13 protein-coding genes are annotated in these 17,589 nt (G+C 68.7%); 6 read left to right on the top strand and 7 right to left on the bottom strand.

What is annotated here, in order from left to right; genetic code table 11:
* Positions 1–68: 68 nt before the first annotated feature.
* From BN1186_RS12540 to BN1186_RS12525, 4 genes are read right to left on the bottom strand one after another with little or no spacing between them, the layout of a single operon-like run.
* On the bottom strand, positions 69–734 hold the full coding sequence (locus BN1186_RS12540) for a LutC/YkgG family protein (protein ID WP_040284360.1): 666 nt from the start codon (positions 732–734) through the stop codon (positions 69–71).
* Entirely contained in the window at positions 731–2,206 is a 1,476-nt protein-coding gene (locus BN1186_RS12535) for a LutB/LldF family L-lactate oxidation iron-sulfur protein (RefSeq protein WP_040284359.1), read from the bottom strand. Before BN1186_RS12535 ends, BN1186_RS12540 begins: the two co-directional genes overlap by 4 nt.
* On the bottom strand, positions 2,203–2,952 hold the full coding sequence (locus BN1186_RS12530) for a (Fe-S)-binding protein (protein ID WP_052460142.1): 750 nt from the start codon (positions 2,950–2,952) through the stop codon (positions 2,203–2,205). Before BN1186_RS12530 ends, BN1186_RS12535 begins: the two co-directional genes overlap by 4 nt.
* Positions 2,953–2,970: 18 nt before the next feature.
* Positions 2,971–4,662 (bottom strand): L-lactate permease, encoded by a 1,692-nt coding sequence (locus BN1186_RS12525; protein WP_040284358.1) that lies wholly within the window; start codon positions 4,660–4,662, stop codon positions 2,971–2,973.
* A gap of 117 nt (positions 4,663–4,779) precedes the next feature.
* Here BN1186_RS12525 and BN1186_RS12520 point away from each other — a divergent pair, with 117 nt between their 5' ends.
* A complete protein-coding gene (locus tag BN1186_RS12520; RefSeq protein WP_052460141.1) occupies positions 4,780–5,451 on the top strand; it encodes a FadR/GntR family transcriptional regulator in 672 nt (223 codons plus the stop codon).
* A gap of 19 nt (positions 5,452–5,470) precedes the next feature.
* On the opposite strand, the gene BN1186_RS12515 is transcribed toward BN1186_RS12520, so the two are convergent.
* The 3 genes from BN1186_RS12515 to BN1186_RS12505 are packed head-to-tail and all read right to left on the bottom strand — an operon-like array spanning position 5,471 to position 9,531.
* Positions 5,471–5,965 (bottom strand): beta-class carbonic anhydrase, encoded by a 495-nt coding sequence (locus BN1186_RS12515; RefSeq protein WP_040284357.1) that lies wholly within the window; start codon positions 5,963–5,965, stop codon positions 5,471–5,473.
* 27 nt (positions 5,966–5,992) lie between these two features.
* Positions 5,993–8,473, bottom strand: coding sequence for a DNA gyrase/topoisomerase IV subunit A (locus BN1186_RS12510; protein ID WP_052460140.1), 2,481 nt, complete (start codon positions 8,471–8,473; stop codon positions 5,993–5,995).
* 29 nt (positions 8,474–8,502) lie between these two features.
* Positions 8,503–9,531 carry an App1 family protein phosphatidate phosphatase gene (locus tag BN1186_RS12505; RefSeq protein ID WP_040284356.1) on the bottom strand — a complete coding sequence of 343 codons (1,029 nt, stop codon included), beginning with the start codon at positions 9,529–9,531 and terminating at the stop codon, positions 8,503–8,505.
* Between the two features lie 37 nt (positions 9,532–9,568).
* Between BN1186_RS12505 and BN1186_RS12500 the strand changes: the two genes are divergently transcribed.
* The 5 genes from BN1186_RS12500 to BN1186_RS12480 all read left to right on the top strand — a co-directional run bounded on the left by BN1186_RS12500 (position 9,569) and on the right by BN1186_RS12480 (position 17,533).
* On the top strand, positions 9,569–10,123 hold the full coding sequence (locus tag BN1186_RS12500) for a DUF5998 family protein (protein WP_052460139.1): 555 nt from the start codon (positions 9,569–9,571) through the stop codon (positions 10,121–10,123).
* A complete protein-coding gene (locus BN1186_RS12495) occupies positions 10,123–11,241 on the top strand; it encodes an alkaline phosphatase family protein (protein ID WP_040284355.1) in 1,119 nt (372 codons plus the stop codon). Before BN1186_RS12500 ends, BN1186_RS12495 begins: the two co-directional genes overlap by 1 nt.
* Complete coding sequence (locus BN1186_RS12490; RefSeq protein WP_040284354.1) at positions 11,238–12,479, top strand: glycosyltransferase; 1,242 nt, start codon at positions 11,238–11,240, stop codon at positions 12,477–12,479. Before BN1186_RS12495 ends, BN1186_RS12490 begins: the two co-directional genes overlap by 4 nt.
* Entirely contained in the window at positions 12,472–13,131 is a 660-nt protein-coding gene (locus BN1186_RS12485) for a thymidine kinase (protein ID WP_040284353.1), read from the top strand. Before BN1186_RS12490 ends, BN1186_RS12485 begins: the two co-directional genes overlap by 8 nt.
* Positions 13,132–13,294: 163 nt before the next feature.
* Positions 13,295–17,533: a family 20 glycosylhydrolase gene (locus BN1186_RS12480; protein WP_052460138.1), complete on the top strand. Its 4,239-nt coding sequence runs from the start codon at positions 13,295–13,297 to the stop codon at positions 17,531–17,533.
* Positions 17,534–17,589: the final 56 nt, after the last annotated feature.

Here is a 17,589-nt window from a genome sequence, read left to right as displayed (position 1 = left end):
GCAACAACAACTTGGGCATGGGCCGGGGTCGGGGCGCCTACTTGCATACCTCGACCCCGGCCACGCCTTCATGCTGAGGTGACCGGCCCTACGAGGACCACGGACAGGTGGCGGGGGCCGTGGACGCCCTCGACGCGGCTCAGTTCGATGTCGCTGGTGGCCGAGCCTCCACTCAGCCAGGTGACGGGGCGGCGCTCCCGGAGGGCCGGCGCCAGCCGCGCGATGCCCTCCGGCACGTCGCTGACAACCTGGTCCTCGCGGACCACGCAGATGTGGCGGTCCGGCAGCAGGGTGAGGGCCCTGCGGCCCTGGCCTGCGCCGTGGTCAAGCGCGATGGTGCCCGAATCCGCCATGCCGACCGCGCTGGTGGTGACCACCGCGTCGATGGCGTTGAGTTCGGCATGCGTGAGTTGGGGGTCGTCGCGGTGGAGGGTGAAGCCGGCATCGGCCAGGGCTGCCACCCATGTGTCCGGCAGGCCGTCGGGGACCACGACGCTGGCGGCGTCGAGTGCATGGAGCGCCTCGATGATCGTGGCCGCGGCCTCGGGCTCCGGGCAGCGGCGGACGGCGGCGCGGTAGTCCTCCACCTTCTCCACGAAATCCGCGATCACGTCGGCGGTGCCCAGCGGGCGGCCGTAGACCCAGTCGACGGGCACGTCGAGCTCCGGATCTGTCTCGGTGACATCCTGCGTGGCCCGGCGGATGCGGGCCAGCACCTCTTCGCGTGCGCTCACTTGCCGTCTCCTTCGTGGTTCTTCTTCCACCACTGGCGGAAGGTCTGGGCGGGTGGGGCCTCGACGTCGCGGGCCTGGAGCCAGCGGGAGGCCAGAGGGATGGGCAGCGGGCCGAGCCACTTGCCGCGTAGCGCCTTGCCGGCGAGGGTGCTGCCCTTCTGCACGGTCGATAGGTGTGTGCCTTCAGACATCACCCAGCCTGCTGTCTTCATCAGGGCCTGCTCGCCGGTGGGGTGTTTGGCGGTCTTGTGTTCGACGGCCTTGTGCCGGAGATGCACCAGGATGTCGGTGAAGGGGATCTTCACCGGGCACACCTCGTTGCAGGCGCCGCAGAGGCTGGAGGCGAACGGCAGGGCGCGGTCGTTCGGCTCGTCCATGCCGCGTAGCTGGGGGCCGAGGATCGCCCCGATGGGGCCGGGGTAGGGGGAGCCGTAGGCATGGCCGCCGACCCGCTCGTAGACGGGGCAGATGTTCAGACAGGCGGAGCACCTGATGCAGCGCAGGGCGGCACGCCCGTCGGGGTCGGCCAGCACGTTGGTGCGGCCGTTGTCGAGCAGGATGACGTGCAGGTCCTGGGGGCCGTCGCCCGGCGTGACGCCGGTCCACAGGGAGGTGTAGGGGTTCATGCGCTCGCCGGTGGAAGAGCGGGGCAGCAGCTTCAGGAAGACCTCCAGGTCCTCCAGGGTGGGCAGCACCTTCTCGATGCCCACCACCGAGACGAGCGTCTCCGGGAGGGTCAGGCACATCCGACCGTTGCCTTCGGATTCGACGATCACCAGGGTGCCGGTGTCGGCGACGATGAAGTTGCCGCCGGAGACCGCCATCTTCGCGCGCAGGAACTTCTCCCGCAGGTGGAGGCGGGCGGCCTCGGCGAGCTCAGGCGGATCGTCGGAGATGGGCTCGGGGGCAGGACGGCCGTAGCGGCCCATCTCCCCGGCGAAGATCTCGCGCACCTCGGAGCGGTTGCGGTGGATGGCCGGCACCAGGATGTGGCTGGGCAGGTCGTGCCCGAGCTGCACGATCAGCTCGGCCAGGTCGGTCTCCCAGGCGGCGATGCCCTCAGCCTCGAGGTGCTCGTTTAGGTCGATCTCCTGAGTGACCATGGATTTGATCTTGACCACCTCGTCGACGCCCTTGGCCTTGGCGATGTCTGCGACGATGCGGTTGGCGTCCGCCGCGTCGCGGGCCCAGTGCACTGTGACGCCGGCAGCGGTCATGGCTGCCTCCGCCTGCTGGAGGTAGTGGTCCAGGTGGCGGGCGACGCGGTCCTTGATCTGGGCCGCGGCGGTGCGCAACTCTTCCCAGTCGGGTACCTCGGAGGCGCGCACGACGCGCTTTGCCCGGATCGTGGAAGTGGCGTGTGCCAGGTTCTTTCGCTGTTCTGCATTCTGCAGGCTCGCCTTGGCCGCCTGGGGGAAGGCGGGGATCCCCAACCAGGTGCCGGGCTCGGGGGTGCGTCGGGTGGTGGTCATCGCTGATCCTCCTCGGTGCTGGCCAGGATCTCGGCCAGGTGGATGGTCTTGACGCCGGCACGGCCACGGTGGAGAACCCCACCGATGTTCATCAGGCAGGCGTGGTCCCCGGCCACGAGGTACTCGGCCCCGGTGGTGCGCACATGGCGGGCCTTGTCGGTGGCCATGGCGATGGAGACGTCCGGGTTCTTCAGGGAAAAGGTGCCGCCGAAGCCGCAGCACTCTTCGGCCTTGGGCAGGTCGATGAGGTCGATGCCCCGAACCCCCCGCAGCAGTTGCAGCGGGCGGTCGCCCACCTTGGCGATGCGCATGGAGTGACAGGTGGGATGGTAGGTGACGCGATGCGGGAAGTAGGCGCCCACATCCGTGACGCCGAGCACGTCCACGAGGAACTCGCTGAGTTCATAGGTCCTCGCGGCCGTGGCGGTGGCCTCCTTCTCGAGACCGGAGTCGCCGGCGTGGCGGGCAAGCAGGGGGTGCTGCTCCCGGACAGAGCCGACGCAGGATCCGGAGGGGGCGACGATGTAGTCGAAGGTCTCGAAGGAACTCACGTAGTTGCGCACCGTGGGCACCGCCTCGTCCCAGTACCCGGTGTTGGTCATGATCTGCCCGCAGCAGGTCTGCCGCTCTGGGAACGAGACGCGACAGCCCAGCCGCTCGAGCAGCTTGACGGTGGCGATCGGTACCGACGGCTTCATGGTGTCGGTGATGCAGGTGGCGAACAGCGCCACGTGGATGGTGGTCATGGCATGGTGCCTTTCAGCTCAAGGGAGCAGCCAGGAGAGGACGGGGGTGGACATGAGGCCGGACAGGAGGCACAGCAGCGCCAGCAGCACGAAACTCCAGCCGATGATGCGACGCAGGATCACAGATTCGGAGCCGGCGATCCCGATGGCGGTGGCGGCGATGGTCAGGGACTGGGGCGAGATCATCTTGCCCACGACGCCGCCTGCGGCATTCGAGCCGACGAGCAGCGCCCGCATGGATTCGGTGCCCAGGTGGCTGCCGGGGCCGATCTCGGCACCGACGCCCGACTGGAGGCTGGAGAACAGGATGTTGGCCGACGTGTCGGAGCCGGTCACGTAGGTGCCGATCCAGCCGAGGATGGGGGCGAGGTAGGGATACAGAGCGCCCGCGCCGGCGAAGAACAGCCCGAGCGCCAGGGTCTGGCCGGAATCGCCCATCACGTAGGCCAACGCCACCACCGAGCCGATGGTGATCATCGCGAACCGTAGCTTCTTGGCGTTGATCCACAACACCTGGAAGATCGCGGCCAGACTCATCCGGTAGATCAGCCCGGTCGCGATCGCCACCAGGGCCAGCAGGATGCCGGGCGTGGAGGCCCACGCGAAGGTGTAGACCTGATGGGAGGACGGGTTGCCGGCCGCGTCGAGGAGTTCCCCCAGGCCCGGCCAGCCGAAGCTGACGTCGGTGGAGGCCAGGGCCGCCTTGACGGGGGGCAGCGCGGCGATGCCGAACACTGCGATGACGAGCAGGTAGGGCACCAGGGCCATGCCGATGCGACGCCCGGTCAGCTCGGCTTCCGTGGTGATCGGTGCCGGTGCCGGGCGTTCGCCCTCCAGGACGGGGTCGATCCTGGCCCCGATGCGACCCACGGCCTCGGCGCCGCCCGAAGGATGCCAGAGCTTCAGGAAGCCGATCGCCACGGCGACGCTGATCACGGCGGCGAAGACCTCGGTGAGGTTGTACAGCGGGGTAGCGGAGACGATCCACTTGACCACGCCGAACGTGACGCCCACGACCAGGCCGAAGGGCCAGCACTCCCTGAGACCGCGCCTGCCGTCCATGACGGCCAGCAGCAGGAACGGCACCACGAGGCACATCAGGGCCGTCATGCGTCCGGTGATGGGGGAGATCGCCAGCACGTCGTCGAAGCCGCCCGTCTTGGCTGCCATGAGGACTGGGAGGCCGACGGCGCCGAAGGCCACCGGCACGGTGTTGGCCAGCAGCGCGATCAGCGCGGAACGCAGAGGGGCGAAGCCGATGGCGATCAGCATCGCGGCGGTGATGGCGACGGGGGCGCCGAAGCCGGCGAGAGCCTCGAGGAGGCCGCCGAAGCAGAAGGCGATGAGCAGGCCCAGCACCCGCGGATCGCCGGAGATGAGAAAGAAGGTGCGGCGCAGGTCGTCGAACCGGCCCGAGGCGACCGTGACCTCGTACATCCAGATGGCTGTCAGGAGGATCCAGATGATGGGGAACAGGCCGTAGACGAAGCCGTGGGCGCTGGTGGCCAGAGCGGTGAGTACCGGCATCCCGAAGGCGGTGATCGCCACCACCACCGCGAGCAGCCAGGAGAACGGACCGGCGAGGTGGGCCTTCCAGCGCAGCGCGCCGAGCGTGATCAGCATGGCGGCCACAGGGATGGCGGCCACCAGTGCCGAGAGCCACTGCGCGCCCAGCGGGTTGGTGTCCGGTTGGAAGATCTCCAAGAGCATCTGTGAACTCCGTCGTTCATATGGTCAGACCATTGGTTAACGGTTCGACCATAAATCCCGCCTGGGGAGGATGTCAACAGGATGCGCCACAATCACGATGCGCCACAATGGGGAGCTATGACCACAGGTGGCTTCGAGACCGCGCTCGATTTCCTCACCGGCGAGATCCTCGCCGGCAGGATCTCCGCTGGCGAGCGGCTGCCCAACGAACGCGAGCTCGCCAGCCGGTTGGGCGCCAGCCGCAGCGCGGTGCGCGAGGCCATCAAGGTGCTGCAGGCTCAGGGCGTGGTGACCTCCGCAACCGGGCGCACGGGCGGGACCACCGTCGGCACGGGCCAAGGCGTGGCGTTCGGGCGCATGCTCAAACTGCACGTCGCCCTCGAGGCAGTCTCCTTCGCAGAGTTGACCGAGACGCGCGTCGTGCTGGAACGGGCCGCCGCGTTGGCCGCAGTGGGCGGCGACGGGCTCGACGAGGTACAGCAGTTGGCCGACCAGATGGCGGAGGTCCAGGCCCCGGCCGAGTTCAACGCGCTGGACACCGCCTTCCATGTGGCGATCGCCGCGATGGGCAACAACCGCCTGATCCGCGACATGACGATCGCGATCCGCGAGGCGGTGGCGGATCAGATCCTGCAGGCCGAGCGTCAGATCCCGGGATGGGACGCGCTGCGGGAGGGGTTGGTGCAGGAACACTCCGGCATCGTGGCAGCGCTCCGGGCCGGCGAGGGCGAGGTGGCAGCAGACCGCTGCGAGGCGCACATCCGGGGCGCCCACCGGGCCCTGGGGTAGGCCGGCTACCCGCCCTGGGTCAGAGGATCTGCTCCAGGAGGCCCGTGTCGACGTCGTAGATGAAGCCGCCCACCTCGGCGTGGCCCTTGATGAGGGGATGGTTGCTGATCATGTCCACATCTGCGCGCAGGCGGCTTGCCTGATCGGGGCTGGCGCCGAACGAGATCCACGAGGTGTCCGTGCCGGTCTTGGCGGAGATGACGCGGCGGAGATCCTCGTCGGTGCCCGAGGCCATGGCGCAGCGGGTGTGGGGGATCACCATGATCCGGTTGACCTGGAGCAGTTGGGCGCTGAGGACGCAGCCGTTGAGGACCGACGTGGTGACGCGCCCGCCGGGTGAGCGTAGGATCTTGGCGTCTCCCAGGCGCAGGCCCACCATCCCGAGCGGCTCGATGCGGGAATCCATGCAGGTCACGATGCACACGCCCGCCTGGGCGATGCCGTCGAAGTAGCCGTCGGAGAAGTCCGCTGCGTAGGCCTTGTTGGCCGCGAGCAGGTCGTCGAAATCATTCATGCGGGTTCCTTACCGTCGCGCGGAATGCTACTCCTCGAAGAGGGTCTCGGCCTCTGCTGTCCGGGGAGCCTCGCCGGGCTCCCTGCCGGCCAGCATGGTCACCGGCTGTGTCAGGGGCGTGCCGGAACCGTCACGCCGGCCGTTGGTCTGGGGGAGTTCCACCGGAGAACCACTGGCGGCGGCGGCCACCACGGGGCGGGGGCCGACGGCAGCCATCAGGAGCGTGTCCTCGCCCTTCAGGAACCGGTGGGCGCGGACGCCGCCGGTGGCCCTGCCCTTCGACGGGTACTCGGACAACGGCGTCACCTTGGCACTACCGGTCTCAGTGCCGGGCAGCGACGAGGAGGCCCCGGAGATGGTCACCACGTCGTCCGTGGCCGGGTCCACCGCGCCGAACCAGACCACCGAGGCGCCTGAAGCGAGCTTGATGCCGGCCATCCCGCCGCCCGTGCGGCCCTGCGGGCGGACGTTGGCGGCGGGGAAGTGCAGCAGTTGCGCGTCCGAGGTGAGGAAGGCCAGGTGCTTCGAATCGTCGGACAACTCGACGGCGCCCACCACCTCGTCGCCGTCCTTGAGCGCGATGACCTCCCAGCTGTCGCGCGCCAGTAGATCTGGCTTCACGCGCTTGACGACGCCCTGCCGGGTGCCGATCACCAGGCCGAGGGACTCGGGATCGAGCGTGGTCAGCCCCAGCGGGCGTTCGCCGGCCTCCAGCGGCCACAGCTCGTGGGCCAGGCTGCCTCCCTGGAGGCTGGCCGCGGTCGCGGTGAGCGAGACGGTGGGCAGCTCGATGGCGCGACAGCGCAGGACGCGGCCATGGTTGGTGAGCACGCCGAATTCGCCCTGCGCGGTGGCCCTGACCTTGGCGACGACCACGTCGTGGGCGGCCCGGCCCTCCGTCGGCAGCGGGGCCAGCACATCGGTGCGGGCCACGAGGCCGGAGCCGCTGAGCAGCACCCAGCACGGGTCGTCGGGGACCTCGAGGGGTGCGGCGGTCGCGCGGGCGGGCGCTCCGGAGGAGGCCAGCAGCACGGTGCGGCGGGGGGTGCCGAACTCCTTGGCGACGGCGGCGAGCTCGGTGCCGACGAGCTTGCGGAGCACTGCCGGGTCGTCGATGATCTCGCGCAGCCCGGCGATGGTGGAGGCCAGTTCGTCGGCCTCCTTCTCCAGTTCGATGGTGGAGAACTTCGTCAGGCGCCGCAGCTGCATGTCGAGGATGTAGGTGGCCTGGGTCTCGTCCAGGTCGAAGGCGCCCATCAGGCGTTCGCGGGCCTGGGCCGCGTCGTCGGAGGAGCGGATGATGGCGATCACGTCGTCGATGTCGGCGATCGCGATGATCAGGCCGCGCACCAGGTGGAGGCGCTCCTCGGCCTTGGCGAGGCGGTGGTTGGTGCGGCGCAGGGTGACATCGAGGCGATGGTCGAGGTAGACCTCGAGCATCTCCTTGAGGGTCAGGGTGCGGGGCTGGCCCTCGACCAGCGCGACGGTGTTGATCGCGAAGGTGTCTTCCAGCTTGGTGGCCTTGAACAGCTGCTCCAGCAACGCCTCGGGGTTGATGCCGTTCTTGACCTCGATGACCAGGCGGGTGCCGTGGGCCAGGTCTGTGAGGTCCTTCACATCGGCGATGCCGGTGAGCTTCTTGTCCTGGACGCCCTTCTTGATCTGTTCGATCACCCGTTCGGGGCCCACCATGTAGGGCAGCTCGGTCACGACGATGCCCATGCGGCGCGGGGTGACCTTCTCGATGCGGGTGGTGGCGCGGATCTTCATCGAGCCGCGGCCGGTGGCGTAGGCGTCGCGGATGCCATCGAGGCCCACGATCTTGCCGCCGGTGGGGAAATCCGGGCCCGGGATGTGGCGCATCAACTCATCGAGTTCGATGTCGGGGTTCTTCAGCAGTTGCTGGAGGGCGGCGACGACCTCTACGAGGTTGTGGGGCGCGATGTTGGTGGCCATGCCCACCGCGATGCCTGCGGCCCCGTTGACCAGCAGGTTCGGGAAGGCGGCTGGCAGGACGACCGGCTCGGTCTCCTTGCCGTCGTAGTTGGGTTTGAAGTCGACGGTGTCCTCGTCGATCCCGCGGGTCATGGCCTGGGCGGGCTCGGCCATCCGGCACTCGGTGTAGCGCATGGCGGCCGGCCCGGCGTCGAGGGAGCCGAAGTTGCCGTGCCCGTCGATCAGCGGCAGGCGCACGGCCCACGGCTGGCCCATCCGCACCAACGCGTCGTAGATGGCGGTGTCGCCGTGCGGGTGCAGCAGACCCATCACCTGGCCCACCACGCGGGCGCACTTGACGTGGCCGACGTTGGGGCGCACGCCCATGCGGTCCATCGAGTAGAGGATGCGGCGCTGGACCGGCTTCAACCCGTCACGCGCATCGGGCAGTGCCCGGGAATAGATGACCGAGTACGCGTACTCCAGGAAGCTGGTCTCCATCTCCTGGGTGACGTCGACGTCGAGGATGTGTTCTTCCTCATTGAGTTCGTCGTCGATCGTCCGCTTGGCCATGGGGCGCTCTCCTCGTATCCGTGGTGTCTCTACAGCAACCTGGAGAGCTTATCGCCCAAACCGTCTCCATCCGGTGCACGCACCTCCGGCGCCGTGTCGGGCTCCCACCGCACGTCGCTGGCTGGGACCTCCATGGGCAGGCCGTGGGCCAGCGTGTGCTCGCCTGGAGTGAGCTGCCGGATGGCCCTGGCGCGCACGTGTTCGGGCTGAAGGCTGGCGAACTCGGCGTACAGGTCCGGATCGTGCTGGCCGTCGTCGCCCACCAGGAGCCACTTGATGTTGGGCAGGTCCCGGGCGAGCTCTCGGAGGCAGCGTCGCTTGTGATCCGGGCCGCTTCGGAACCAGCCGGTGTTGGTGGGGCCCCAATCGGTCAGCAGCATGGCTCCCTGCGGGATGCCGTGCCGGGCGGTGAAGCGCTGGATCATCGGGAAGGTGTTCCAAGCGCCGGTGGAGATGAAGATGATGGGCGCGCCCGGATACTTCGCCAGGAGTTGCTGGTAGAGCCGCGCCATGCCCGCCACCGCCTGCCGGGCCTGTTCGGTCAGCACGAAGGAGTTCCATGCCGCCAGGAGCGGGCGGGGCAGCGAGGTGCTCAGGATCGTGTCGTCGATGTCGCTGACGATGCCGAATTCCACGTCGTCACCGATGACCTGCACGCTGGCCAGCGCCGAAGCCCCGCCGTCGCCCTCCAGCGTCACGGAGTGCCACCCGGGCTCCAGCCCGGGGTTGCGCACGCGCACGTCGACGTAGCCGCTGCGGTCGGCGTGGACCGGGATCCGCACGTCGCCGATCACGACGGTGACTCCGGCGTTGCCTTTGGAGGCGTTGATGAAGTTGCGCCAGCCGCGGCGGTAGATCAACGCGGACGCCGCCTGGACGATGCCGAGCTGGTCCGGCGGCCGCAGTACGACTCGGGCGAGGATGCGCAACTGTTCGCTGGTGCCGTAGCCCGTGTAGGAGATGATCGACTCCTGCCAACCTCGGCGGATGAGGCCGCGGTTGAGCAGCGAGTTGAAGCGGTCCTCGATGCGGGCTGCGATGAAAGGTCGGGAGGCCATGGGGCAAACCTATCCGGCCGCGTGCCAGAATGGCCTGGTGACCGCCGACAACCAGACTCTTCCCACCGAGCTCATCGACGAGATCGCTGAGTGCGGGTTCTATCCCAGCCTCGTGGCCGAGACCGTGCTGATGGGGCTGGGTGGCCGCCCCGTGGTCGACTACCTGGTGCAGCACGAGGCGACGTTCGCCGGCCGCGAGCTGCACCGGCACATGACCGTGCTGGTGCTCACCGAGTCGCAGTTGCAGATCTGCCACATCGACGAGGGCGAGGGAGAACGCGCCGAGGCGCTGGCCACCTCGGAGGTGGTGGCGCTGCGCGCGATCGACTCTGTGGTGGTGACCCGCGCGATGGCGGATCCGGAGAAGCGCTCCGGCCTGCACGAGGCCTGGCTGACGATCGTGTGGGGCGCCGCCCGCCGGCTCGACCTGGGCCCCGCGAGCTGCGAAGACCCCAACTGCGAGGCGGATCACGGCTACACGGGCGTGCTGGCCCCCGATGACATCACGGTGCGGATGAGCCCCACCGCCGACGGCGACAACGCGCGCCGGCTCGTCGAGTTCGGCGCCAGCCTCCAGCAGGTGATCGGCTGATGCTGGGTTTCGTCGATCCCCGCTACGAGGACCACGCGCTGGCCAACCTGCTGCCCAGCGTGGTGGCGCGCCTCGACGGCGGCGTCCCCGTCGTCGACCTGCCCGAGGCCCGGCAGTACGTGGTGCTGCTGGTCGACGGGCTCGGCTGGCATCAACTCACCGAGCACGCCTCGCACGCCGAAACCATGGGCGCCATGCTGGGGCGCGCGCAGCGGCTGACCTGCTCGGTGCCGTCGACCACCGCGACTTCGCTGACCTCGCTGGGCTGCGGGGCCACGCCGGGGGAGCATGGGGTGATGGGGTACTCCTTCTACGAGCCCACCGTCGGGCGGGTGGTCAACGCGCTGTCCTGGGAGGGCGGCCCCGAGGATGTGGAGAGCTTCGCCCAGAAGCCCACCGTGTTCCAGCGGCTGGCCTCGCAGGGGCGCTCCAGCGCCGCGGTGACGCTCGGGCGGTTCGCCGGCAGCGCGCTCACCAGGGTCGCCTTCGCCGGCACGCACCTCTACCCCGTCGTCAACGAAGGGGACCTCGAGGAGGTCACCGGACTGGTCACCGACGCGCTCCAGCACGCCGAGGTCGTCTACCTCTACGAGCGGATGCTGGATGCCGACGGCCACGCCTACGGCGCCGGAAGCTGGCAGTGGCTCGACAGGCTGGCCTCCATCGACGACTACGTCGCCCACCTCATCGGCGCCCTGCCGCCGTCGGTCTGCCTGCTCATCACCGGGGACCACGGCATGCTCAACATCCCCGCCGAGGACCGGCTCATCGTCGAGGACGAACCTCGGCTGGCGGGCTACTCGCACCTGGGTGGGGAGCCCCGCTTCCGGCACGTGTACGGCGAGGATGCCCGTGCGCTGGCCTGGGCCTGGGAATCCGTCCTCGGCGAGCGCGCCCACGTGCTGCGCCGCGCGGAGGCCATCGAGGCAGGGTGGTTCGGGCCCAACGTGTCCAACCTGAGCGCCGCGCGCATCGGCGACGTGGTGGCTGCCATGACCGGAACCTGGGCCGCCATGAGCTACGCGACCCCCGGCGAGTTCACCCTGGTAGGCATGCACGGGTCGCTGACCGCAGCTGAGATGGAGGTGCCGCTGCTGGTGCACGGTGGTGGCGCATGAGCCTGAGGGTCGCCATCCTCATCGACGACTTCTTCCCCGCCTCCGGCGGGATCGGGCGCTCCGTGCAGACCCAGCTGGAGGAACTCTCGGCCATGGGCCACGACGTCACGCTGATCGCGCCCGACCGGCACCTCCAGCGCCCGGCAGGAGTGCGTACCATCGCCTGCCCCACCATCTACAAGGAGGGGCTGCCGGCGCACCTGAGCGTCCTGTATCCCACGGAGCGCAGGGCGAAGCTGATTTCCAGGATCGCCGAGTTCGACGTCGTGCACTCCCAGACGGAGCGCGGTGCGCTGGTGCTGGCCTCGCGCCTGGCACGGCTGCAGGGGATCCCGCACGTGCACACGTTCCACGCCAACATCGCAGGCACGCACAGCACGCTGCCGTTCCAGGCCGCGTTCGGCTCGCTGGGCTACGAACTGCTCGTCACGCGGGCGCTGGGGATGGCCTCGAAGCGTCAGCCGCGGTTCTCCTCGACCTTCCCGCCGAAGACCTCCGAGCCGGACAACAACAACTTCTTCTCCCGGATGGACTGGCGCTCGCTGGGCTGGATCGCGGCCCATGTCGACGCGGTGACCAGCCCCGCGCAGTACATGCTCGACAACATCGAGGCTGCCGTCGCCCAACCCATCCTCGGAAGGGTGATTCCCAACGCTTCGATGGACACGCTCGTCGCAGGGGCGGCGGAACGCCGCCACCCGCGCGCCGCGATCCGGTTCCTGAGCATCGGTCGGTTGGCGAAGGAGAAGCGGCTCGACGTCGTGGTGCGCGCCTTCAACCGCGCCGCCATCCCCGGCGCCGAGCTGATCATCGTGGGCGACGGGGACCAGCGGACCCGGCTCGAGGCTTTGGCGGGGCCAGAGGTGAGCTTCCTCGGCGCGCTGCGGGACAGGGACGCCGTGGCCGAGCAGTTCCGGGAGGCGGACGCGCTGGTGCTCGGCTCCTACCGCTTCGACGTGCAGCCGATGGTGATCCTCGAGGCGGGTGCTGCCCAGTTGCCGGTGCTGTACTGCGACGACCGACTGACCGCCGGCTTGAGCGCAGAGACCAGCCATCTGGTGGCCCCCAACATGCAGGCTTTGGCCAAGGGGATGCAGGAGTTGGCCGAGCCGCGGCGGCTGGACGCACTGCGGGCGGGCTATGGACGTGTTGATGTGCGCCTTCGGCCGGCGGACATGGCCCGCGCCTACGTCGAGGTCTACGAAGAAGCGATCAGGATGCCGAGGCGACATGGCTGAACTTGTCTTCCACAGCGGGCCCATGGACTGCGGCAAGTCCACCATGGCCCTGCAACTCGACTACGTGCACACGTCACACGGCCGCCGCGGGCGGGTGTTCAGCTCACAGGACAGGGCGGGGGAGGGCGTCATCACCTCCAGGCTCGGCCTCAGCGCCCGCGCTATCGAGGTGCCGCCGGAGTTCGACTTCTGGCGCTACATCATCGGCGAGCTGACCAGCGGCAAGATCGTGGACTACCTGGTGTGCGACGAGGCGCAGTTTTACACCGCGGAGCAGGTGGATCAGCTGGCGCGGATCGTCGACGAGCTCCAGCTCGACGTCTACGCCTTCGGCATCATGGCCGATTTCCGCACCCAGCTGTTCCCCGGCTCCAAGCGCCTGATCGAGTTGGCCGACCGGCTGGAGATGCTCCCGCTCGGGCCGCTGTGCTGGTGCGGGGAACGGGGCACGCACAACGCCCGCACCGTCGACGGGCTGATGGTCACCGAGGGCTCGCAGGTCGTCGTCGGCGACACCGCGGCCGGCGGCGCCGGGGGAGAGGTGCGCTACGAGGTGCTGTGCCGCCTGCACCACCGTCGCCGAATGACCGCGACAAGGGCAAAGGCCACGCTGTCGCCGGATCCGTTGCCGTTCGACACCGAGCAGGGCTGAGCGACAAATTTCGCGCACCGGGCGTGGTCATTGTGCGCCCGTGTCGTGCATTGCCCGGCCTGATCGGTGAGGATGGTGGGACCCGTGCCACAGCAGGTTGTGGTGCCCCGATCCTTGAGGTGCGAAGATGCGCTTGAGAACTAAGACACGACGACTAGCTGCCATGGCGTCAGCGTTCGCGCTCGCCATGACTGGCGCGGTCGCCACGTGGTCGCCCACGGTGACGCACGCGGCCGAGGGCGAGAACGTGGCCCTGGCCAGCGCCGGCGCCACCGTGACCGCCTCCGGCAACGAGGTGGACGACGGCCGCTGGACCTACGAGATGGCCACCGACGGCGACACCAGCTCCCGCTGGTCCTCCAACCACGCAGACGATGCCTGGCTCCAGGTGGAGCTCGACGAGCCCACCGTCGTCAGCCACGTGAACATCCTGTGGGAGGCCGCTTGCGCGGCCAAGTACAAGATCCAGGTCAAGAAGGAAGCGGCCGACAACTGGACCGACGCGACCGCCGAGATCACCCCCACCTGCCCCACCTCCGGCTTCTCCGTGGACAAGCAGGAGTTCAACGACGCCACGGCCGGGGAGGCTTGGAGCTTCGTGCGGATGCAGGCGCTCGACCGCACCCCGATCAGCGGCGCCAAGTGGGGCGTGAGCCTCTTCGAGTTCGAGGTCTGGAACGGTGAGGAGCCCGCGCCGCCGGCGCCGCCCGTCACCAGCCTCGTGCCGCTGCCCATCCAGCTCACGGAGGACGGCGGCGAGCCGTTCGTGCTCGACGCCGACACCGCGATCGTCGCCACCGGTGACGCGCTCGACGTGGCCAACTTGCTGGCCACCCAGCTGCGCGCCTCCACCGGCTTCGCCCTGCCCGTGCAGGAATCCGGCGACACCAACGTCATCAAGTTCAACCTCGACCCCAGCTACGACTCGATCTTCGAGCCCGCCGCATGGGCCGAGGCCAACCCCGGTGAGAGCTACCCCGAGGCCTACGACCTGGTCACCACCGCCGAATCGGCGGAGCTGACGGCCAGCGGCGAGCACGGGCTGTGGAACGCCTCACAGACGCTGCGCCAGCTGTTCCCGCCGATGATCTACAGCACCGACACGGTCTACACCGAGTGGGCGGCGCCCGCCGTCACCGTCAAGGACGCCCCGCGTTACGCGCACCGCGGCACCCAGATCGACGTGGCCCGCTCCTTCATCGAGATCGACGAGCTCAAGCAGATCATCGACACCCTGTCCACCGTGAAGATCTCCCGCATCCACCTGCACCTGGCAGACGACCAGGGCTGGCGCATCGAGATCACCAACGAAGGCCGCGCCCAGGGTGACGAGATCGACTACACCCGCCTGCACCGCATCGGCGGCAACCTGTCGATGGCCGAGACCGAGCCCGGCAAGCACTTCGGCTTCAAGCAGGAGATCGGCCGCAACGGCTACTACACGCAGGAGCAGTACCGGGACATCGTCCAGTACGCCGCGGACCGCCACATCACGATCGTTCCCGAGATCGACGTGCCCGGCCACACCGGCGCCATGCTGCACGCCCTCCCTGAGCTGAACACCGACGCCACCCGCCCGTACAAGACGATCTACGACAACACCGTCGAGCAGAACAACGGCAACGTGGGCGAGTCCACCCTCGATGTGCGTAACCCGCACACCTGGGTGGCGCTGAAGCACATCTTCGGCCAGTTGGCTGAGATCACGCCTGGCCCGTATCTCCACGTGGGCGGCGACGAGACGCACTCCACCCCGCACGCCGATTTCCAGGAGTTCGTCCGCAAGGTCATCCCGATCGTCCGCGACCTGAACAAGCAGGCCATCGGCTGGAACGAATTCGCCGACGCCGGCCTCTCCGAGGGCGACATCGTGCAGTACTGGGTGGGCGGCACGCAGCGCACCTACCAGGCCATCCAGGATGGCGCCAAGGTGGTCACCTCGATGTCCAACCGCGCGTACCTCGACATGAAGTACGGCAACGGGCTCACCCCGATCGGCCTCACCTGGGCCGGCCAGGGCGACATCGACCACTACTACAACTGGAACCCGCTCACCGTGGTCCGTCCCCCCTCGGCGGACATGCCGCTGGTTGAAGAGTCCGACATCATCGGCATGGAGGGCCCCATGTGGTCCGAAACCATCCGTCGCGGCACGCAGAACGAGTTCATGATGTTCCCGCGCGCCATGTCACACGCCGAGATCGGCTGGACCCCCCAGGCGCAGCGCGACTATGCCTCCTTCGCCCAGCGCATGGAGCCCATGGGCGCCCGCCTGCTCGCCAAGGGCAGCAACTTCTACGACACCCCGAAGGTCCAGTGGGACACCGATGCCGCTGGCACCGACGCCAAGTCGGCCCCCGGCCAGCCGATGCTGGTCGAGCCCGCCGTCGTCGTCGCCCCCGGCACCATCGTCTCCGAGGACGGCCGCTCGATCACCGTGGACAACGTCAACGACGAAGACGGCACCAGCAACTCCGAGCTGACCGCCCCGCTGAGCGCCACCGTCGACTTCGGTGACGGATCGGAGCCGGTGCCTGCCACCTTCACGCCCGGCCAGGAGCGCACCAACCTCCACGCCGGTTCCCGCTACACAGTGGGCGCCGAGCACAACTTCGCGGCGGCGGGCACCTATGAGGCCACCGTGACGTTCTCGGACGGCCGCGTCGTGACCGGCAAGGTCGCCGTCGAGGCCGGCTACACCGCCCCCGTCGCTTGGGCTCCCGACGCCTGCGTCGCCCCCGGCGCGAACGTGCTCAACGCCGACGCCACGGTCCAGGACAACTCGCGCATCGTCGCGGATCTGTCCGGCTTCACGCCGAACAGCCTGGCCACGATCCAGTTCAGCCAGGATCCCATCGAGGTCGCCGCGGAAGGCGCCACCAAGGATGACGATCCCGCCATCCAGGGACGCTACTGGATCAGCGAAGACGGCACGGCCCATCTGACGATGCCGGTGAAGTACCGCACCATCGGAGGCAAGTACCTGTTCCGCGTCACCGACGTGGACGGCCGCTTCATCGAGCAGATCGTCGAGGTCGACTCGCCGGTCAAGCCTCTCACCGGTGTCGCCATCGAGGCCACCAGCGCCAGCGCTGACTCGGAGGCCACCAACGAGCCTGCCCCGAACGGCCGTGCCGCCGCCATCATCGACGGCGACCGCGCCACGTTCTGGCACTCCGCCTGGTCGCCGGTCTCGCCGCTGCCGCACACCGTGACGGTGGACCTGGGGGCCGAGCACGAGCTCGAGTGGCTCACCTGGGTGCCGCGTCAGAACAACGTCAACGGGCAGGTGTCGGACTTCACCATCTCGTTCAGCACCGATGGCGAGACGTGGACGGAGCCGGTGGAGAAGACCCTCCCCGCCGGTACCGCGCCCACCAACCTCGAGCTGACCGACACGGCACGCTACGTGAAGATCGTCATCACGGAGAACCATGCGGACGACAACCAGTTCGCCACCATCGGCGAGCTTGAGTTCCGCGCCACGTCCGACGAAGAGCCCGTCGAGGTGGACCCGGTTGTCCAGGTGTGGGCACCGCCGGCCACCTGTGGCGCGGACACCACCGTTCCGGAGATCAACGCCATCGCTGATCAGGCCGCCCAGGTCGGTTCCGCAGTGTCGCTCCAGGTGGAGGCCACCGACGATCGCTCGTCCGATCTCACCTACTCGGCCACGGGTCTCCCCGCGGGCGTGACCATCGATCCGGCCACCGGCCTGATCTCCGGCACGCCCACCGAGGCCGGCACGTACCCGGTGACGGTGACCGTGACCGACGAGGCCGGCAACTCCGCTGATGCCTCGTTCACCATGACCGTGGCGGTTGCCCCGACGGTCGACCCCACGGATGATCCGACGGAGGAGCCCACGGTGAAGCCGACGGCGACCCCACCGGTCGATCCGACGGACGATCCGACCACCCCGCCGACGGAGACACCCACGACGCCGCCGGTGAAGAAGTATGTGCGTACCGCGCCGTACACGATGCCTGGTCTGCATCGGAGCCTCAATGGCCGGGATTGGCACACTGAGTGTGAGCCGTATTCGCAGACCGAGCGGTGCCGCACGGACATCTGGGCGACGGTCGTGGTGATCGAGGACGGCCAGTTCGTCCGCAAGGACGGGTGGACGTTCAACAACCTCACCTACCTGCCGTTCATGACCCGTGAGGCCTGGGGTGCCAACCCGCTGGCCAACAAGGGCGAGTGGACCGCGACCACGGATCAGCGCAAGTGGATGACCGAGTGCGACACCGCGAGCACCGGCCGCAACGGCTGCCGTTCCTACACGTTCGTGACGGTGTACAAGGCCACTGCGAAGCCTGAGGGTGGCTACGTGTTCTCGCAGAACAACGAGTGGGTGTTCAACAACATCGTGATGTTCGGAGGCCCCGAGCTGCGATAGCGGTTGGTTGAGCCGGTCGCGTCCGAGCTTGCGAGGACCGCGACCGTGTCGAAACC

It is taken from the genome of Tessaracoccus massiliensis, from assembly GCF_000826065.2.
GTDB classification, from domain to species: domain Bacteria; phylum Actinomycetota; class Actinomycetes; order Propionibacteriales; family Propionibacteriaceae; genus Arachnia; species Arachnia massiliensis_A.
The sequence above is the reverse complement of the archived record's forward strand: the minus strand, read 5'-3'. Positions and strand labels throughout refer to the sequence as shown.